Origin of the sequence: Ornithinibacillus bavariensis (assembly GCF_050433565.1) — a bacterium.
Lineage (GTDB): Bacteria > Bacillota > Bacilli > Bacillales > Amphibacillaceae > Ornithinibacillus > Ornithinibacillus bavariensis.
In genome coordinates this window covers 543,368-560,963 of the sequence record NZ_JBNPWZ010000001.1, presented here as the reverse complement: position 1 = coordinate 560,963, position 17,596 = coordinate 543,368, and the positions used below count along the sequence as shown (strand labels likewise).

At 35.6% G+C, this 17,596-nt stretch carries 17 protein-coding genes and 1 riboswitch; of the genes, 3 read left to right on the top strand and 14 right to left on the bottom strand.

Annotated features, from left to right (window positions below; translation table 11 throughout):
* The first annotated feature begins 530 nt into the window (after window positions 1-530).
* On the top strand, window positions 531-1,478 hold the full coding sequence (locus HNR27_RS02535; protein WP_212919910.1) for an LCP family glycopolymer transferase: 948 nt from the start codon (window positions 531-533) through the stop codon (window positions 1,476-1,478).
* 66 nt (window positions 1,479-1,544) lie between these two features.
* Here the strand turns inward: HNR27_RS02535 and HNR27_RS02530 are convergent, their stop codons facing one another.
* The 14 genes from HNR27_RS02530 to motA all read right to left on the bottom strand — a co-directional run bounded on the left by HNR27_RS02530 (window position 1,545) and on the right by motA (window position 14,775).
* Window positions 1,545-1,979, bottom strand: coding sequence for an IDEAL domain-containing protein (locus HNR27_RS02530; RefSeq protein ID WP_429338634.1), 435 nt, complete (start codon window positions 1,977-1,979; stop codon window positions 1,545-1,547).
* Between the two features lie 137 nt (window positions 1,980-2,116).
* Complete coding sequence (locus HNR27_RS02525) at window positions 2,117-2,551, bottom strand: IDEAL domain-containing protein (RefSeq protein ID WP_212919912.1); 435 nt, start codon at window positions 2,549-2,551, stop codon at window positions 2,117-2,119.
* 171 nt (window positions 2,552-2,722) lie between these two features.
* A complete protein-coding gene (locus tag HNR27_RS02520) occupies window positions 2,723-3,772 on the bottom strand; it encodes a hypothetical protein (protein ID WP_429338633.1) in 1,050 nt (349 codons plus the stop codon).
* 188 nt (window positions 3,773-3,960) lie between these two features.
* Window positions 3,961-4,143 carry a cold-shock protein gene (locus HNR27_RS02515; RefSeq protein WP_212919914.1) on the bottom strand — a complete coding sequence of 61 codons (183 nt, stop codon included), beginning with the start codon at window positions 4,141-4,143 and terminating at the stop codon, window positions 3,961-3,963.
* A gap of 168 nt (window positions 4,144-4,311) precedes the next feature.
* Complete coding sequence (locus tag HNR27_RS02510) at window positions 4,312-5,493, bottom strand: MDR family MFS transporter (protein WP_429338833.1); 1,182 nt, start codon at window positions 5,491-5,493, stop codon at window positions 4,312-4,314.
* Between the two features lie 154 nt (window positions 5,494-5,647).
* Window positions 5,648-6,259 (bottom strand): pyroglutamyl-peptidase I, encoded by a 612-nt coding sequence (locus HNR27_RS02505; protein ID WP_212919915.1) that lies wholly within the window; start codon window positions 6,257-6,259, stop codon window positions 5,648-5,650.
* A 14-nt stretch (window positions 6,260-6,273) separates the two neighbouring features.
* Window positions 6,274-7,221, bottom strand: coding sequence for a 5-oxoprolinase subunit C family protein (locus HNR27_RS02500; RefSeq protein WP_429338632.1), 948 nt, complete (start codon window positions 7,219-7,221; stop codon window positions 6,274-6,276).
* 6 nt (window positions 7,222-7,227) lie between these two features.
* The gene (locus HNR27_RS02495) at window positions 7,228-7,998 is read right to left on the bottom strand and encodes a LamB/YcsF family protein (protein WP_429338631.1); all 771 of its coding nucleotides are present in this window, start codon (window positions 7,996-7,998) and stop codon (window positions 7,228-7,230) included.
* 6 nt (window positions 7,999-8,004) lie between these two features.
* The gene (gene pxpB, locus HNR27_RS02490) at window positions 8,005-8,709 is read right to left on the bottom strand and encodes a 5-oxoprolinase subunit PxpB (protein WP_429338630.1); all 705 of its coding nucleotides are present in this window, start codon (window positions 8,707-8,709) and stop codon (window positions 8,005-8,007) included.
* Between the two features lie 14 nt (window positions 8,710-8,723).
* On the bottom strand, window positions 8,724-9,926 hold the full coding sequence (locus HNR27_RS02485) for a CynX/NimT family MFS transporter (protein WP_244853356.1): 1,203 nt from the start codon (window positions 9,924-9,926) through the stop codon (window positions 8,724-8,726).
* Between the two features lie 377 nt (window positions 9,927-10,303).
* Window positions 10,304-10,939 carry a response regulator transcription factor gene (locus HNR27_RS02480; RefSeq protein ID WP_429338629.1) on the bottom strand — a complete coding sequence of 212 codons (636 nt, stop codon included), beginning with the start codon at window positions 10,937-10,939 and terminating at the stop codon, window positions 10,304-10,306.
* Window positions 10,940-11,076: 137 nt separating this feature from the next.
* Window positions 11,077-11,161: riboswitch (cyclic di-GMP riboswitch) on the bottom strand.
* Window positions 11,162-11,298: 137 nt separating this feature from the next.
* The gene (locus HNR27_RS02475; RefSeq protein ID WP_429338628.1) at window positions 11,299-12,993 is read right to left on the bottom strand and encodes a methyl-accepting chemotaxis protein; all 1,695 of its coding nucleotides are present in this window, start codon (window positions 12,991-12,993) and stop codon (window positions 11,299-11,301) included.
* A gap of 245 nt (window positions 12,994-13,238) precedes the next feature.
* Window positions 13,239-13,997, bottom strand: coding sequence for a flagellar motor protein MotB (gene motB / locus HNR27_RS02470; protein ID WP_429338627.1), 759 nt, complete (start codon window positions 13,995-13,997; stop codon window positions 13,239-13,241).
* Window positions 13,984-14,775: a flagellar motor stator protein MotA gene (motA, locus tag HNR27_RS02465; RefSeq protein ID WP_212919921.1), complete on the bottom strand. Its 792-nt coding sequence runs from the start codon at window positions 14,773-14,775 to the stop codon at window positions 13,984-13,986. The genes motB and motA overlap by 14 nt, the downstream gene beginning before the upstream one ends.
* Window positions 14,776-15,170: 395 nt before the next feature.
* Between motA and HNR27_RS02460 the strand changes: the two genes are divergently transcribed.
* Window positions 15,171-15,893, top strand: a complete 723-nt coding sequence (locus HNR27_RS02460; protein ID WP_429338626.1) for a GntR family transcriptional regulator — start codon at window positions 15,171-15,173, stop codon at window positions 15,891-15,893.
* Between the two features lie 109 nt (window positions 15,894-16,002).
* Window positions 16,003-17,460, top strand: a complete 1,458-nt coding sequence (locus tag HNR27_RS02455; protein WP_429338625.1) for an APC family permease — start codon at window positions 16,003-16,005, stop codon at window positions 17,458-17,460.
* The last annotated feature ends 136 nt before the right edge of the window (window positions 17,461-17,596 follow it).

Sequence of the window (17,596 nt, the reverse complement as noted above, 5' to 3'; positions counted from 1 at the left end):
ACAATTATCTCGTTTTTACTTAGAAATTCTTTAAATTACTTATAAATTCTATTTTCAAACACATATCTTTCTTTATAATGAACACAAGAAGCTATAATTTATATGTTTATTCTTTAAAAGAAATCGGAGATACTAAAAAAATAATACATTTTAATGATGATAAGTAATGATTTTTAAACTTATCTACCAGCAACTGAAGACAAGTAAAATCAATCTGAAGGTTTTGCTTAAGTATAGTTATATAAAATAGGTATTTCTTTAAATCAACGTATTTAGGGAATGAAATCCAGCAATACTATTCAGACAAACCTTTATTACTTTAACTTTCCTAAAAAGTAACCCCTTAAAACCTTTAACGGATGAAAATTATTGATGCTGCTCAGTACTGGCACATATTCAATTCCATACCTATTAAAATTAAATGAGTAATTTCTCCTATTTTGAAATAGACTATGGACATGAGATTCGATATAATTATTTCAACTAATTAACAAGTCTTACCATTCTAGAAATTCTTGAGGAGAATAAATGTGGCTGAAACAAGAGAGGAATATAAAAAGAGAGTAAAAAAGAGAAAATGGCCATACATAGTTGGAGGAATTCTATTATTTATCCTGCTTATTGGTGGTGGCTATGCATGGTATATATGGGATAAGCTGCATGAAACAGTTAGTAACATGCATGATCCATTGGAAAGAGATGAAAATCCAGAGCGTCAGGAAGAATTAAAGGATATTTTCAACAAGAAAAAATCACTGAATATCTTATTATTAGGTGTGGATGAACGCGCTGGTGACAAGGGACGTTCTGATACGATGATACTCATGTCCTTAAATCCAAATACAGACTCTATGGTTATGCTGAGTATCCCGCGTGACACCTATGTCAATATTCCAGGATATGGAATGGACAAAATAAATCATGCCTATGCACGTGGTGGTGTCGAATTATCCGTTAAAACTGTTGAAGAAGCTTTTCATGTACCTGTTCATTTTTATGGAAAAGTGAATATGGAAGGTTTTGAACAGGGGGTAGACTCATTAGGTGGGGTTACTGTTACAAATGATTTAGCATTTACTCAGGATGGTGTACACTTTCCTACAGGAGAAATTCATCTAGATGGGGAGGAAGCTCTTGCTTATATACGAATGCGTAAAAGTGATCCAAGAGGTGACATGGGTCGAAACGAAAGACAGCGTGACGTTATTTCCGCCGCTCTAGAGAAGGCAGCGAGTTTCTCAGGTATTACGAAAATAGGTGAAATCTTAAATATTCTTGGTGATAATGTTAATACAGATCTTAATATGAAAAACATCCAGAATCTGTTTACCAACTATTTAAGCACGAGAGCCAATATTGAAATGATGGAAATCACCGGTAGTGGACAGATTATTGGTGCCGTATGGTACTATATCGTACCTGAATCAGAGTTCGATCGTATATCAACGGAAATAAAACAGTTTATGAAAGAAACCTAATAGCCGCGCCAGTGCGTGGCTATTTTTTAAACAAAATTGACAACTTCTATTGGATTCATCAACAAACTACAGTAGTGCTATTAAGTCATAAAAGGTCTCTTCATTGCGCTCATCTAACGCTTTATCAATAAGTCTCTTCACGTTTAGACGTTCTAATTCATCCATAATGACTTCAATATCATCATTCATATTTTTAACTTTCATTTCTTCCAAATGTGGTTTTGTAATAAAATATAGCTTTATCAATACATCAGGAATATTAATGAGTTTATTCATTGGAATATATAATAAAGCATTACCCTTTTTAAAAGCAAAAGTAGCGTCTAAATTTTCAATTTTCTTTGTAAAACGGTTGATGACAAATTGTTTACAACGTTCTGGTGTAAAATGATATATTTCATTTTCAATCGAAATGGTAAAATGCTCTTGATCTAGGAGAACATAAATGTTTTCATTATCAGTCTTAATGAAAAATGGCTCAAATTTTTTAACGGTTAACATAGTTTCTCCCCTTTTACAGCTACGATTTATTATGAAATACCCAGATTTTCCACCACTTAAACTTATTTAAATAAAATAGACCAAAAGGAGTATGTCAACCTAATACTATCTAGGTATAATGACATACTCCTTTTCGTTTATAATAACCTTACTAATTCTCGAAAAGTGTTCTCATCTCGTTCGTCCAGTGCTTTATCTATTAAACGTTTAATATTTAATCGTTCTAATTCCTCGAATATAAGCTTGCTTTCAAACTCCTCATCGACTTCATAATCGATTCCATAATATGGTTTAGCAATATGATGCAATTGCGTCATAAAATCGGGAAGGGAAATGAGTTCAGTCATCGTTAGATATATGACATCTTTTCCTTTTTGAAAAGCGAAACGAGACCCAACATTCTCAACTTTTCGTGTTCTGCGATTGATGCGAATTTCTTTTCCCTCAATCGGGATAAATTGAAATACTTGTTTATTAATTACTACGGAAAAATATTGATACGCTAAAATAATCCGTACAAATTGATCGTCCGCTTTAATATAGTATGGTTTAAGCATCTTTACAGATATCACGGTATCCACCTCCCATTAATTTAATATACTCTTAATTTTCAGTTAATTTATTTTACATTATTTACAATCAAAAAACAAGTGAAAAAATATGGTAATCGACCATTTGATACGAATATCCTACTATGTGAGAAAAGTCCTGCAAGTATTCTTTAAGACCTTGCAGGACGTAAGTTATACGAGGATTCTCCCTAAAATAAATGATTTAACTTTCTCTATTTCGCGAGAGTCCACTATAAATTGTTCTTCCACCTTTTGAATAATTTCTCCTGCCTGCTTTAATTCCTGAATCCCCTTTTTCATAAAAGATTTATAGCGTGAGTTTAAGTTCTCTATTTCATATGCATATTTTTCATCTGTACCAGGGGTGACAGCCTCTTCGTATATATCAATGATGATTTCATTCGAACTTTTCGGGAAAAATTCATGAGGGTCTGTACTATCAAATATGCAAAAGCTTAAATCTCGAACTAAAACCATATCAACACTCTTCGGATCAAAGCTACAGTGGTAAAGCTCAACATCATATCCGTATTCATGACATGCTTCCATGACCTTCTTCATAAAAGTCGATTTACCAGTACCAGCTCGCCCTTTTAGAAAATATTTGGTATTTAATTGCTTAAGGATCTCTGGAACAACATTTACAACTCCATCTTTCGTATTCGTTCCAAATAATCGTTTCGTGATAGTAGGCTTCTTATCCTCCTTCTTCGGCACCTCGCCCAATAATGAAGTGATAAAATTAGTGAATAATGTATCAGCTTTCGCAAAATCCATTTCTTGAATATATACCGTCTCTAAATCATCATGTATGGAAAGACCAGTGGCAAAATGATTATATGCCTGTTGTGTTAACCTTATTAATTCAGTATTTTCCTCTGAAATATTAGTCGATAGGTCCTGTGCGAAGAATAAGGTTAAATCTAACTCAAATGCCCCATTTAGATTAGGGATAGCAATTCGCTCATCTATTACCGCTAGCTTTTTATCGCGGATAATAACACCTTCCAAAAATTCTTTTCCAACCGAGCTATAAAGAACTTCTATCGTAAAATCATTTTCATATTCACAGATAATTTCCTGCATAATAGCTGTTTTTATCTTATAGGATGGATGCTTTAAGATGATATGGTGATGAAAATTTGAAGTATTAGAGGATAAGAAATTCACAAAGCCCTCAGCAGTATTTCCACTGACATAATACCCTTGTTTATTTGGCAAAGAGACACATCCTTTTTTAGATTTTATTAATTAAATTATGTTAGAACTAGCCCTTAAGTGAAACTTAAGGCCTTTCTATTTATATTTATTTTATGAACATAATATGATGTGTTTTGTTCACTTCATTTCCATAACTATAACGAAACACTCCCTGCAATGGGGAGTGTTTGCCTCATTTATAGTTATTACTACTTTACTTCAGGTAGTGTCCGTACCTCTTGAATCATGGATGAATGGCATAATGGGCATTCTGGTTCCTCTTTAAAGCTAAATGACTCACGCATCCAGCCATTACAGTCTTCACTAGTACAAGCCCATACATTTGTTTCAACTTCCGGGACTGGCTCCTTAGGTCCTCTTGAGAAAGACATGACAGCATCCCCTTTCATCGTATGTATTTCTATTATACCCTTTTTCGAAACACAAAGAAAGTGACCTTGGTATCATCCATGAACTTCAAGCACTTTGCTTAGACCAAAAGAAAAAGCCCTTGACTCCTAATTATTACTTCAATTAGAAATAAAGAGCTTTATTATACCTTATTTGTCAATGGCTTTCTCATACTTAATTCCTCTATCATATAGCGTAGTCGTAGCAAAAGGAATAAATAATAGTGCAATAAGGATAAAGAATAGCACTTGAATATTAAAGAAATCAACTAGCATACCGCCAAGAAATGGCCCAAGCATTCTCCCCGCAGCTGCAACACTATTTACAAAGCCCTGATAAAACCCTGCACGTCCATGTGGCGCAAGATTATTGGCAAGTGTAGGAATCGCTGGCCATATAAGCATTTCTGCTGTCGTTAAAATGACCATTGCTGCCGCAAACATCGTAAATTGTTCGGCAAACATTGCAACAACAAACGATAATAAAAAGATCACAGATCCTACATAAATATGAGTCTTTGAGGAAGTAACTCTGTCTGTAAACAATTTTAATAAGGGTTGCCCTAATACAATCAAAAATCCGTTTATCGCCCATAGTGAGCTATATTGCTCAAGGGGGACACCGATATCCTGTGTATAGGATGCAATAGTTGATTGCCACTGACTATAAGCGAACCAAGCTACAAAGAATCCACTACTCAAAATTAATAACGCGATAAAGGCAGGCTTATCTTGTATTTTTCCACTCTGCTCAATGACTGTCGTATGCATTTGACGATTCTTCTCTTCGTCCATTCCCCGAAAAGCAATTAGGACAAAAATGAAAAAGACAATAAACAACGAAGCATTAGCGATAAATATATAATTAAAGGAAATACTTGCAACATATCCGCCAATCATTGCACCTAAAGCAACACCAAAGTTTTGCGAAACATAGATTGCATTAAATGCACGTCTGCCACCCTCAGGCCAGACAGATCCAGCCATTGCAAACATTACTGGCCATGTCATACCAGAGCCAAGACCAATAAGAATTAACATAATAGAATATGGAACGATTTCATGATTAAAAGATAAAAATATTGCTGCAAACAAGGAGAGAGATGTTCCTAATAAAATAGTCTTATAGGCACTGTATTTATCAAACAATATTCCACCAACTAAGTTCCCTACAATATTTGCACCTTGGTTAAACATTAAAATAAAGCCAGCAAATGCCAAGCTTTTTCCGAGTTCATTATGCATATAGATAGTATTTAAAGGCCATAAAAATGAACCACCCGTTACACTAATGGTAGTTGCAATCACAAGGAGCCATATAAACTTCGGCATGGTTTCATCATCTCGCATTCTTGTTTACTCATTAACTAGGTAATTTTAATATATATAGAAAAGGAAAGCAATGGCGCGATAAATTTTTCTATAATTCAGATGAGGGGCGATTGCCCCCTAAAAATAGAAAGTAACTGCAATCAGCTCGGCTTTTCTATCTCTCCATCTCAGATAGACTTGTTAATGCTAGCTTTATGCCACGAAGTAAATCCGATTGAGACCAGCTTGGCATTGGTTTTTCTATGGCTAAGGCGTGTGATGCTGGTATATGAATAAAACCTGCTGGTAGATCAAGATTATGTTGAGCTAAATAATGAAGAACATGATACATCACATTATTGCAAAGATATGTTCCAGCAGTATTCGAAATTTTTGCTGGAAGTCCCTCCTTTTTTAGTTTATCTACCATTTCATAGATAGGTAGTTTCGAAAAGTAAGCATCTTGGCCAATTTCGAATATCTTCTCCCCATTAGGTTTATGGCCTTTATTATCAACTGGGCCATCATTACAATTAATTGCGATACGTTCAGGGGTTATACAATTTCTACCTGCCGCAAGACCTAGCGATACAATCGCATCTGGTTGATGCTTTTCGATCAGCTCTAAAATTTGACTACCAGATTGATGAAAATCAACGGAAAGTATCTCGCCAATAATTTTGTAACTACCTATTAACTCACCATTTAAGTAGTTAGCTATTTCTGTTGTTGGATTTATAGGAAAATCAAGGAACGGTTCAAAACCAGTAAGTAGTAGTTTTTTCATTTTTGCACCTCTATTCAAGTTATATGAAATCGAAATGTTTCTAGTGTGGACAGAATCTGTTCTCTTTGCCTATAACGAGCTTGAGCTTCCTCAATTGTAACAGGATAAAACCTTAGCTTTCCATTTGGAATAAGCTGGGAAAGCTTTGGAATATCGGTAGTCATCACCGCACCAATTCGCGGATAACCACCTACTGTCTGCCTGTCCGACATTAAAACAATTGCATCACCATTTGGCAAAATTTGAATCCCACCTAGTGGTACAGCATCCGACCAAATATTTGGGAGTTCCTCTTCTAATATTACATCACTAGAACTCAGTCGATATCCCATTCGATTGGAATTCGGTAATACGATAAATTCTGTTTGAAAAAACTTTTCTCGAATTTTATTCGAAAAAAAAGCAGTGTGTGGTCCTTCCAATACCCCAAGCTTCAGTTCAGTTGATATGGTTGGAATAAATTTCGGATGAAGCCTTATTCGTTGCTTCCTCTTTATTGGTAGTCCCAATACAGTGTCATCCCTCCATAATTCTCTACCTAAACCGCTTTGAATATCAGTCGATTTACTATGGAAATAAGAAAGCGACCCAACCCCCCCTGCGACAGCAATATAGGCAAATAAACCGGATTGATGTTTTCCAAAAGAAAGGGAGTCTCCTTCATTCATTCGTATTGTACTGTACATTGGTACCGGTATGTCATTAATTTTTGGGGTAAAGTTAGCCCCTGTAATAGCAATTGTAAGCTGTGTCTTTGCTACTAACTCTGGACCAATTAATGCCACTTCTAAGCAGGCTTCATTCCTTCGATTTCCCACTAATATATTCCCTAGCTGCATTGCATAGGAATCCATTGCACCTGAAACAGGGATACCAAATCGCTGATAACCTTTTCTTCCAAGATCCTGAATGGTTGTTCTTAAACCTGGTCGAATAACCCGAAAGATTTCCGTTGAATTCATAAAAAGTCAACACCTCTCTCTAATGGGCTTAACAGCTAGTCCCTCGTTCCATAATGCTTCATTTAGTCTTTTCGCAAAATGTACGGCCTGTGGATGGTCACTATGAATACAAACCGTATCCGCTACAAGGGGAATCAACGTTCCATCAATGGCGCAGACTGTACCTTTTAATACCATTTGTTTCACCTGTTCCACTGCTTGCTTTGGATCATGAATCAAGGCATTATGATGTGATCGTGGTGTTAATGAGCCATCAGGTTGATAAGTCCTATCTGCAAAAACTTCCGAAGCAACTGCTAATCCATACCTTTCCCCTGCTGCTACAAGCTCACTGCCAGCTAAACCATATAAAATCAGTGTTTGATCCAAATCCTTAATAGACTTCGCAATTGCATCTGCTATTTCACGCTTTTTTGCAGCGGCATTATATAGAGCTCCATGTGGTTTTACATGTGTCATTGGTACTTGGTGTATTTGACAAAATGCCTGTAGACTACCTATTTGAAAAATCATAAAATGATAGATTTCTTCTGGTGTATATTCTACATAACGCCTCCCAAATCCCTCTAGATCTGGATAACCAGGATGTGCCCCAATAGCAAGCCCATGTTCCTTGGCAAGTCTTACTGTACGGTCCATTACATTTGGATCGCCTGCATGGCCTCCACAAGCTATATTTACCGAAGATATGGCCGTCATTAAATCCTCATCATAGCCAAAGGAAAAGTGTCCAAAGCTCTCTCCCATATCACAGTTCAAATCGATGCTCTTTTTCATTTACAATCACCTCACTATTTTTACTTGAAAGGTGCTATCTTGAATTATTTCTTTATATTCGCTCTCTGTAATACGATAAAACTTCACCCAATCACCAGGCTGAAATAAAAAAGCCTTTTGCGCTTGAGCTGGATTATATATCTCAACAGGTGTCCGTCCAATAATATTCCAACCTCCAGGAGAATCAATTGGGTATATTCCTGTTTGTCCATGCGCTATACCAACAGAACCTGCTGGTACTATAGCCCTCGGTTTTTCTAATCTAGGTGCAGATAATCTATGATTAAGACCTCCTAAATAAGGAAACCCAGGTAAGAAGCCAAGCATATAAATGAGATAGGTTGGTTCTTCGTGGAGGGCAATGATTTCTTCTTCCGAGATGCCCTTCGAATTAGCGAGTTTTTGTAAATCTGGTCCATGTTCTCCCCCATACAATACTGGGATAAAGATGGTTCTTTGATCTATTGGGGAATCATTATCAGTTTCCTGTGCAAGCAAACTGATTCTTTCTACTAATTCCTGATATAGAATAATACTTGGATCGTAATAAATCGTAACCGAATTATACGAGGGAACCCATTCTACTACTCCTTTTAAGTTAGAACTTTCAAGTTTCAAGCAAAATTGATTTATCTTTATATTCGTTTCCAGAGAAACATCTGCCGAAAATTGAATGATTACAGCCTGATCCCCATTCGGTTGAATTTGCATGACTATTCCTCCACTTACACAAATTTGTTACGACCTGCCCCTAATCCAAAAGTAATAACTAAAACCGTAATAAATATTAATGTTATTAACGGAAGAGTCCAGGCATGGGTAATATCAAATAAAAATCCAAATAACATCGGGCCAATAGCTGCCAATAAATACCCAAGCGACTGAGCCATTCCAGATAAATTAGCAGCTTGACGAGCATTTCGAGAACGGAGTCCTAATAATGTAAGTGCTAATGGAAACGTACCACCCAAGCCAATACCTAAGAATACAATACTGATAAACATGGCCATATGCGAATTACCAAGTAATAATCCCAAATAGCCACAAATTGACGATATGCCTAGCAGTACGACTAGCAACCGTTGGGAAGAATATTTTCCAGCTAATACCGGAACAAAAAAACTTGCCGGCAGACCGATGAATTGCATTAATGATAGCATCCATCCCGCAGCCTCCATACTAACACCTGTTGCATGCAAAATTTCTGGCAACCATGAAATCGTCACATAAAATAGAAATGATTGTAATCCCATATAAAAAGCTATTTGCCATGCTAATGCATTACTCCATAAGCTATGGGAGTTATCTGCAAAATTAAGAGAATCAACGTTTTTATTTCCGTTTTCTTTTCTGGCAAGATAGAACCATATTACAATACCAAGTAGTGTTGGGATAACCCACACGAAAAGTGCAAGGTTCCATCCTAATTTGAACCCACTGGCTAAAGGCACGCTTAACCCAGAAGCTAGAGCGGCAAAGGTTCCCATTCCCGTCGAGTACACACTGGTCATCAATCCAACCTTCAAAGGAAATTTTTCCTTAATAACCCCTGGTAATAGCACATTACACACTGCAATACCAATACCAACCAGAATCGTTCCAACGACCAATAAAAAAATCATGGATATTGATCTTAAGGAAATTCCAATTGTGAGAATCATTAAGCCCCATAGCATTGTACGCTCATTTGAGAAACGATTGCCTAGCTTAGCTGCAATAGGTGACATAAACGCAAAGGCAAGTAGAGGCAAGCTAGTTAACAGACCTGCACTCCAATTTGTTAATCCTATATCATCCCGAATGGTTGTAATGAGAGGTCCAACAGAAGTAATTGCCGGACGTAGATTAAAGGAAACAATAATTATTCCTGCAATTAACATAAATTTATATAGCTGGTCTTCTTGTACGTGCTGTTGATTTAAGTCCAAAAGTTGTTACCCCCTCCGATATATTGCTTCATTTACTATAGCATATTGGATAAGCTATAGGGAAAGATGGCGGATTGGAATTTTTGAAGAAATGAGTATTAGAAAAAAAATCAGCGTTATTCATTACAAAAAATTGGAGTAATACATCTTTAGGAAGCAATGAAGATATTTCCTCGGAAATAATCCTTTAATGTCAAAAAATGACAAAAGCTTATTAGGCGGAGTTTCTTAATTATTATGGAAATTTATGAAGATTTTACAATTGCGTTTAAAAAAGGTCGATTTAGACTATCTTTCTATCTTTTCGTACAGCTTATGTAATCGCTAATTTCTCCTTTTAAAAATGGACAGAGTTAAATCCTCTGTCCATTTAGATACTATAGCGTTATCCACTTATTTTTAATGGCCTTAATCACTGCATTTGTACGATCAGAAACATGTAACTTTTTTAGAATGGAACTTACATGATTATTAACCGTTCTCGTTGAAATAAACAATTCTTTAGCAATGCTACAATTGTTAAGCCCTTTCCCAAGCTCTTCAAGAACCTTCCATTCCTGTTCAGTTAATATCCCTTTTGGTCTTTCCGGTTCTTCGCTAGTGAGTTTAACATAATCCTTTAATAATACAGCAGATAGTTTAGGATGGATATACTGCTGATCTTGCAGTATGGAATTAATAGCAAAGATAAGTTCACTTAATTCCATCCCATTATAAAAATAACCATTCAAGCCATATCGAAAAAAGTCTCGTAATACATTTTGATCGCCCTCAGTTGCCCAAATTGCAATTCTGGTACTGTGACTACGACAATCTTCTATAATTTTTTTACAATCTACATTTGCATGTATGTCCACTAAGAGCAGATCAGTTTGATACGTACAAGTAGTTTGTTTCTCAAGCTCCCTTGAGCTTACTGCATTCCATGAGTGCTCTGGCAATTTCTCTTGTAGTTTTTCTATTATGATATCCCGCACTAAATCTTTTTCTTTAACTACTGTTATCACACTCATTCATTTATCCCCCATCCAAGTAACTGTATTGCCTTGTACCTAAATGGCGCTATGTATAGACTCCCCATACTTAACAAGAAAAAAAGCTATTCCAAAAAATAGAATAGCCGGTGTCAATATCATATGGATACATCCATCTCGGCAACCAGGCTATCATAGTCTTTCAACCTTAGACCCTAGGCTTTGCGTCCTACCTTTTCAGATAGTTTGCCTTTTACAAGTGTTCATTTTTGATTTAAAAACACAAAGTCAATGTTATCGAACTTCTTATAAAAAAGCAACCGAGAGATATTGGAAATTTAATTCGCTCTTAAAAAACCAGTTATTTTGGAACAAAATGGCAATAACTGGTATATATGTTATAGTCTGAACTTACGAATGAGTTGATTTAATTCTTCTGATTGCTCCGCTAATTGCTCGGAACTAACTGCTACTTCTTCCATAGAACTCCTAACTTGTTGTGCAGAGGCAGTAGTTTGCTCTACTCCTGCAGCAGCTTCCTCAGAAATAGCTGCTATCTCCTGGATAGAGCCATTCATCTCTTGACTATTAGCTGCAATAGTTGTTAGATTATTCGTTATCGTAGAAATACCTTTAGCCATACTTGAAATAGCTTGATTGATTTTAGTAAAGGTCTCATCTGTTGCTCCAATGTTTACTGTTCCAACCTGAACTTCTTTATACCCTTCTTGTAGGGACTCTGTCACAATTGTCGATTCGACTTGAATATTAGTCACAATTTGCGTAATATCGCTAACTGATAAAGAGACCTGCTCTGCTAGTTTTCGAACCTCATCTGCAACTACTGCAAATCCTTTACCATGTTCGCCAGCCCTTGCTGCTTCTATTGCTGCATTAAGTGCTAATAAGTTTGTCTGATCAGCAATAGCTTTGATCACTGAAACTAGATTAGATATGTTTTGTGTATGTGTATCTAAACCTTCAACCTTCTTGACAGCATCATGAACAATTTGATCAATTTTATACATTTGCTTGGTTGAAGATTTCATTAAGCTACTCCCTTCATCGGTTAGCTGTAATATTTCTTTTGAATCTTTTTCAATATGTTTGCTTTTCTCATTCGCTTCTTGTACACGAACTGAAAAGGAATTCATCACAGCTGATAGATCTCCAGCACTATTCGCTTGGTTTTCTGTTCCAGAAGCTAATTCGTCCATAGTGGATGCAATTTGCTCTGCACCCTCACGTACTTCATTGGCGGATTGTGTTAACTCTATACTCTGACCAGAAACCATATCTGAAACTACATTAATTTGGTTAAGCATCGCTCGCATATTTTCATGCATTTCATTTGTAGCAACAACTAATTGGCCTATTTCATCTCTTGTGCTTGTAACCAATGCATCTTGATATAGATCCCCCGAAGCCATTTGCTTCATTTTGATCATTACTTTTTTTATAGGAGTGGTAATTGTTTTAGAAGTGATAATTGCGATTATCACTCCTAAAATAATCACCAGTATTGAAACTATAAAGCTAGTAACCGTACTTAAGGTTCCGTTTTTAATGACTTCCTGTCCTTGTTCAATAATAAGCTCCTCTCTCAATTTAGCGGAATCTTTAAACCCATTGATTATCTCACTTTCTAGTGGGTTTACTTGATCCTGCATAATTCTTAAGGCTGCTTCTTTATTTCCACTGTCATATTCTGAAAAAGCTTCATTGATTAATGTTCCCCATTCAACCTTCTTATCAATTAATGCCTTAATATCCTTTGAATCACTTAATTCCATGATTATATTTTCCAGATTGATACTTTCCTCTATTTGCTCTTCAAATAAGTCTCTAGCATGATAATCATCATATAAAAAATATGATCGAACTAGCCCAGCTCGATTTACCATGTTAAAGGAAATCTCTTCATCAGCAATTAACAAAGGTACTTGTTTATTAATCATTTCCTTTGTATTCTCAACAGCTTTATTTATATTCGTTAAGATGAATAATGCCAATAGTAACACTAGAACTATTACTGCTAAAAAGCCAAATAAAACCTTCGTTCTCACACTCTTAAAATTAAATAAATTCTTCACCTATAGATACCTCTCTTCTGTAGTTTTCCTTAATGACGAGACAGAGGTTATACGTTAAAGGTACTGCCCACACTAAGACCTATCCTCTATATCGAGATGGATTGCACGATTCTTAATAGTAATTGCTAAGAGATTACTTGGTAATATTATCCAAGAAAACACAAAAAAGAGTAGCACCTGCAATATTATTACAAGGAGCTAACTCTTTTTGTAAAGTATTACTGAATGGATAAATGAAGTAATTTTTATTTTTCAATTTTACCTGCAATATCGTAATTCGGTAAAATTAACACTTCAACACGACGGTTTTTGGATCGATTTTCCGTACTATTGTTAGGAACAATAGGTTTATATTCACCATATCCCTTTGCACTAAATTTATCTGGATCAAGTTGCTTATTATCTAGAATTAATGTCATAAAGTTAACAGCTCGCATTACACTTAGTTCCCAATTAGAACCAAACTTTGCGTTATTCATCGGAACGTCATCCGTATGACCACTAATGACAACCTGATGTGGAGGATCGGTGATCAATAGTTGGGAAATTTCTTTGGCGATTACCTTACCATCCTTATTAACATCAGCACTTCCTGGTTCAAAGGTAACATCATTCATTATCGATATCATCAGTCCTTCTTCGGAAAGCTGTGTTGCTAGTGATTCTGTTAAATTATTTTCGTGAATATAGTTATTAATTTTTTCTTGCAATTCCTGTAGATTTAGAACCTCTGTAGTTCCTTCATCAGGCTTTTCTTCCTCATTTTCTTCCTTTTCTTTGCTATCATCCTCAACCGGTATAGGTTGTTCCATGATACCAGGACTTCCACTAGAAAATTCTGTTCTAAATACAGATGCCATCTCTTTGAACTTTTGAGTATCAATCTCACTCATTGCAAAGAGAACGATAAACAATGCTACAAGTAGCGTCAATAAATCGGAGTAGGGGAGTAACCACGATTCATCAACATGATGATCATCATGTTTTTTCTTATTCTTCCTCATTACCCTGCTCCTGATTTAACATATCAAATTCTTTTGATGTTAGATAAGAACCAAGCTTATCCTTAACAATTTTAGCTGACTCCCCAGTGGCAATGGATATAATACCTTCGATCATGATTTCTTTAACTTCAATTTCTTTTTTAGACTTTTGCTTTAGTTTGTTTGCAAAAGGATGCCAAAGCACATATCCAGTAAAAATACCTAATAATGTAGCAACAAAGGCAGCTGCAATAGCGTGACCAATTGCATCTATATTTGTCATATCTGCAAGTGCGGCAATTAGACCAATAACAGCACCTAAAACTCCTAATGTAGGTGCATATGTACCAGCTTGAGAGAAAATTGCTGCACCCTCTTGATGACGCTTGTCCATTGCATCTATTTTCTCAAGAAGGACATCACGAATAAATTCTGGTGTCTGACCGTCTACAGCTAGCTGTAAGCCAGATGAAAGAAATGGGTCATCAATTTTATCTAGTTGATTTTCTAAAGATAAAATCCCTTCTTTACGCGCTTGATTCGCCCATTCAGAAAATAACTTAATTAGTTCTGCAATGTTTTGCTCCTTCTTTTCAGTAAAGATAATTTTTAAAAGTGCCGGAATTTTTTTAAGTGTGCTTAATGGGAAAGCTACCATGACCGAAGCGATTGTACCAGCTATAATGATTAGAAATGCTGCAGGGTTAATCAATGCATCGAGGCCAACACCCTTTAAAACCATCCCAACTCCGACAGCAATGACTCCTAGTATAATTCCTAATAATGATGTTTTATCCATCTGTAGACCCCCAATGATATTCTTCTCTTATTCATAAATTAAAAATAACTATCCCAACACCATTGGATAGCCAAAAATGGTTGTAATTTAGACCTACTATTTATATCGTACAAAAACAGATAGTTTAAAGGGCTTTTTTAAAATTTTTGTTAGTTGCCTTTTTTCTTGCCATCTAATCATAGATTTGTCTGTAAATTAATCGCAAAAAGAGACTTTCCGATTATGTATCATTAACGACAATAATTTCTATTCCAGTTCAAGGCCAATCTTTAATTAAATGCCTCTTGACTCCGATATTATTGTTATCAAATGCTTCACATTGCAAAGTGGTATTATTAATAGTATATTTTCTACATAAAAGTTTTGAAGGAGAACGTATTTCATGGAGGATATCAATGTCATTAAATTACACTAATTCCATTCCACTACATGTTCAATTAAAAGAAAAAATTGAAGAAAAAATCTTTACTGGTCAATATAATGATAAAATCCCAAGTGAAAGAGAATTAATGGACGAATATTATGTTAGTCGAAGCACTGTTAGACAAAGCATTGAACAGCTTGTCAGGGAAGGTATATTAGTAAGAAGGCCTGGGAAAGGAACCTTTATTGTCCTTAAACCTATCAATGATTGGTTGGGTAGCCTCAGTAGTACTTCAGAAACGATTGAACGAATGGGAATGCAACCAGGTGCAAAGCTGATAAAAGCTGAAATTATTCCTTTAAACAAAGATATGAAGGATATCTCAGGGCTTGAAAAAGCTTATTATTTTGAACGAGTTCGTTATGCTAATAATATTCCTGTAGGTGTTGAAAGACATTATTATCCTATTCCAATTGGGGAACAGCTTATTAAATTTGATTTAAATAAGGAAGCCTTCTATGATCTCTTAGAACGAGAACTTGGGGTGAATACGTTTCAATCAGAACAATACATTAAGGCAGGTAAAATTAGTAAGCAAGATGCACTATTACTTAATATTTCCCCAGCATCTAGCATTTTAATTGCTGAAAGAAAGATTACCGATATTAAGGGGAACTTTGTAGAATTTGAAATTGCGCATTATCGATCAGATATGTATTCCTTTAAAATAAATCTATCAAGAAAATCTTTTTAAACTATTTCCTCCACTGGTACGAACATTATGACATTATTGCTAAATGGCTATTGTAAAAATTAATATTATAGTAGCGAAAAAACGGTAATTTAGTCGGAGGAATAATAGAATGAAAGAAAGAATCACACTCAAAAAGTCCTATAAACAGCACTGGGTATGGGCAATTGCATTAGGCTCTTCTATCGGTTGGGGTGCGTTTGTCCAGCCCACAAACTGGATCGCTACCGCAGGCCCTGTTGGAGCGATGGCAGGTTTTGGTATAGGTGCTTTACTAATGATGCTTATTGCAGTAAGTTATGGGTTCTTGATTAGGAGTTTCCCGGTTTCGGGTGGGGAATTCGCTTATGCATTCATTGGTTTAGGTAAGGTACACGCCTTTATTTGTGGTTGGTTCTTAGCACTTGGTTACATATGTATTGTAGCATTGAATGCTTCTGCTTTTGCTTTAATGTTTAAATTTATATTTCCTAGATTCATAGAAAATATCCACATGTATCAAATTGCCGGTTGGGATGTATATGGTACAGAAATTATCTTAGCTACCTTTGTTCTTCTAATATTCGGTTATTTTAATATAAGAGGAAATGGATTTTCTGGAAAAATACAATTCATATTTTGTGTAGTTATGGTTTTGAGTGTAATAATCCTGACCTTTTTAGTAGGCGTACAGCCTGAAGCTGGACTAGCCAATATACACCCACTATTTCCAGTTGAAAAAACAGCTCTTGCTGCGATTATTTCAATCATAGCTATTGCCCCTTGGGCATATGTAGGTTTTGACAATGTTCCACAATTGGCAGAAGAATTTAGCTTTTCCTCAAAGAAGGCATTTAACCTTATTATCATTGCCTTATTTTTTGCGGGTTTATTATACATTCTAATGATTCTAGCAACCTCGATGGCACTTCCATGGAATGATTTCATATCCAAGCAGCTATTGTGGGGAACTGGTACTGTAGTAAAAAACCTATTAGGTAATTTTGGTCTAATAATTTTAGTGATAGCCGTTTCGATGGGGATTTTTACAGGGTTAAACGGATTTATAGTTTCATCAAGCCGGTTACTATTTGCCATGTCCCGAGCAAAATTTGTGCCAAAAATATTTTCTAAGCTTCATCCTAAATACAACACACCTTATATAAGTATCCTTTTTACCATTCTAATTTCTTTGTTAGCACCATGGTTTGGGCGGCAGGCATTAACATGGGTAGTCGATATGTCATCGATAGGGGTTACAATTGCTTATTTCTATACTTGCTTTACGGCCTACAAATTATTTAAGTGGAATATGGGACCAGATTATCTTCCATCGCTCCATGAAATTTCACCTATTAAAAAAGTGCTTGCTGGTATAGGAACAATTGTTAGTATCCTGTTTTTAGGTTTACTTTTAATTCCTGGATCACCTGCCTTTTTAGGCTTTGAATCCCGCGTCGCATTAGCAATTTGGATATTACTAGGCATCGGATTTTACCTAATAAAAAGAAGAGATCTTAATACATTATCAGAATCCGATTTAAACTATTTAATACTTGGTAAATCAGATTTATCTCAAAAAAATAGCTAGCTTTTATGATTAACCTGGGACATAATTATTTCGTTCTCCAGGTTATTTTTTTGGTTTACGTTTAATTTTCCACCTGATAAAGCCGATATAATTACTGTAAACTTAAATTTTAGTAATCATACATTAGGAGTGTAAT

Excerpts from the sequence above, each read along its gene's own strand:
- HNR27_RS02530 (WP_429338634.1), bottom strand. The coding sequence starts at position 1,979 with ATGTTAACCGTTAAAAAATTTGAGCCATTTTTCATTAAGACTGATAAT.
- HNR27_RS02515 (WP_212919914.1), bottom strand. The coding sequence starts at position 4,143 with ATGTCTTTCTCAAGAGGACCTAAGGAGCCAGTCCCGGAAGTTGAAACA.
- HNR27_RS02510 (WP_429338833.1), bottom strand. The coding sequence starts at position 5,493 with ATGCCGAAGTTTATATGGCTCCTTGTGATTGCAACTACCATTAGTGTA.
- HNR27_RS02505 (WP_212919915.1), bottom strand. The coding sequence starts at position 6,259 with ATGAAAAAACTACTACTTACTGGTTTTGAACCGTTCCTTGATTTTCCT.
- HNR27_RS02500 (WP_429338632.1), bottom strand. The coding sequence starts at position 7,221 with ATGAATTCAACGGAAATCTTTCGGGTTATTCGACCAGGTTTAAGAACA.
- HNR27_RS02495 (WP_429338631.1), bottom strand. The coding sequence starts at position 7,998 with ATGAAAAAGAGCATCGATTTGAACTGTGATATGGGAGAGAGCTTTGGA.
- pxpB (WP_429338630.1), bottom strand. The coding sequence starts at position 8,709 with ATGCAAATTCAACCGAATGGGGATCAGGCTGTAATCATTCAATTTTCG.
- HNR27_RS02480 (WP_429338629.1), bottom strand. The coding sequence starts at position 10,939 with ATGAGTGTGATAACAGTAGTTAAAGAAAAAGATTTAGTGCGGGATATC.
- motB (WP_429338627.1), bottom strand. The coding sequence starts at position 13,997 with ATGAGGAAGAATAAGAAAAAACATGATGATCATCATGTTGATGAATCG.
- motA (WP_212919921.1), bottom strand. The coding sequence starts at position 14,775 with ATGGATAAAACATCATTATTAGGAATTATACTAGGAGTCATTGCTGTC.
- HNR27_RS02460 (WP_429338626.1), top strand. The coding sequence starts at position 15,171 with ATGTCATTAAATTACACTAATTCCATTCCACTACATGTTCAATTAAAA.
- HNR27_RS02455 (WP_429338625.1), top strand. The coding sequence starts at position 16,003 with ATGAAAGAAAGAATCACACTCAAAAAGTCCTATAAACAGCACTGGGTA.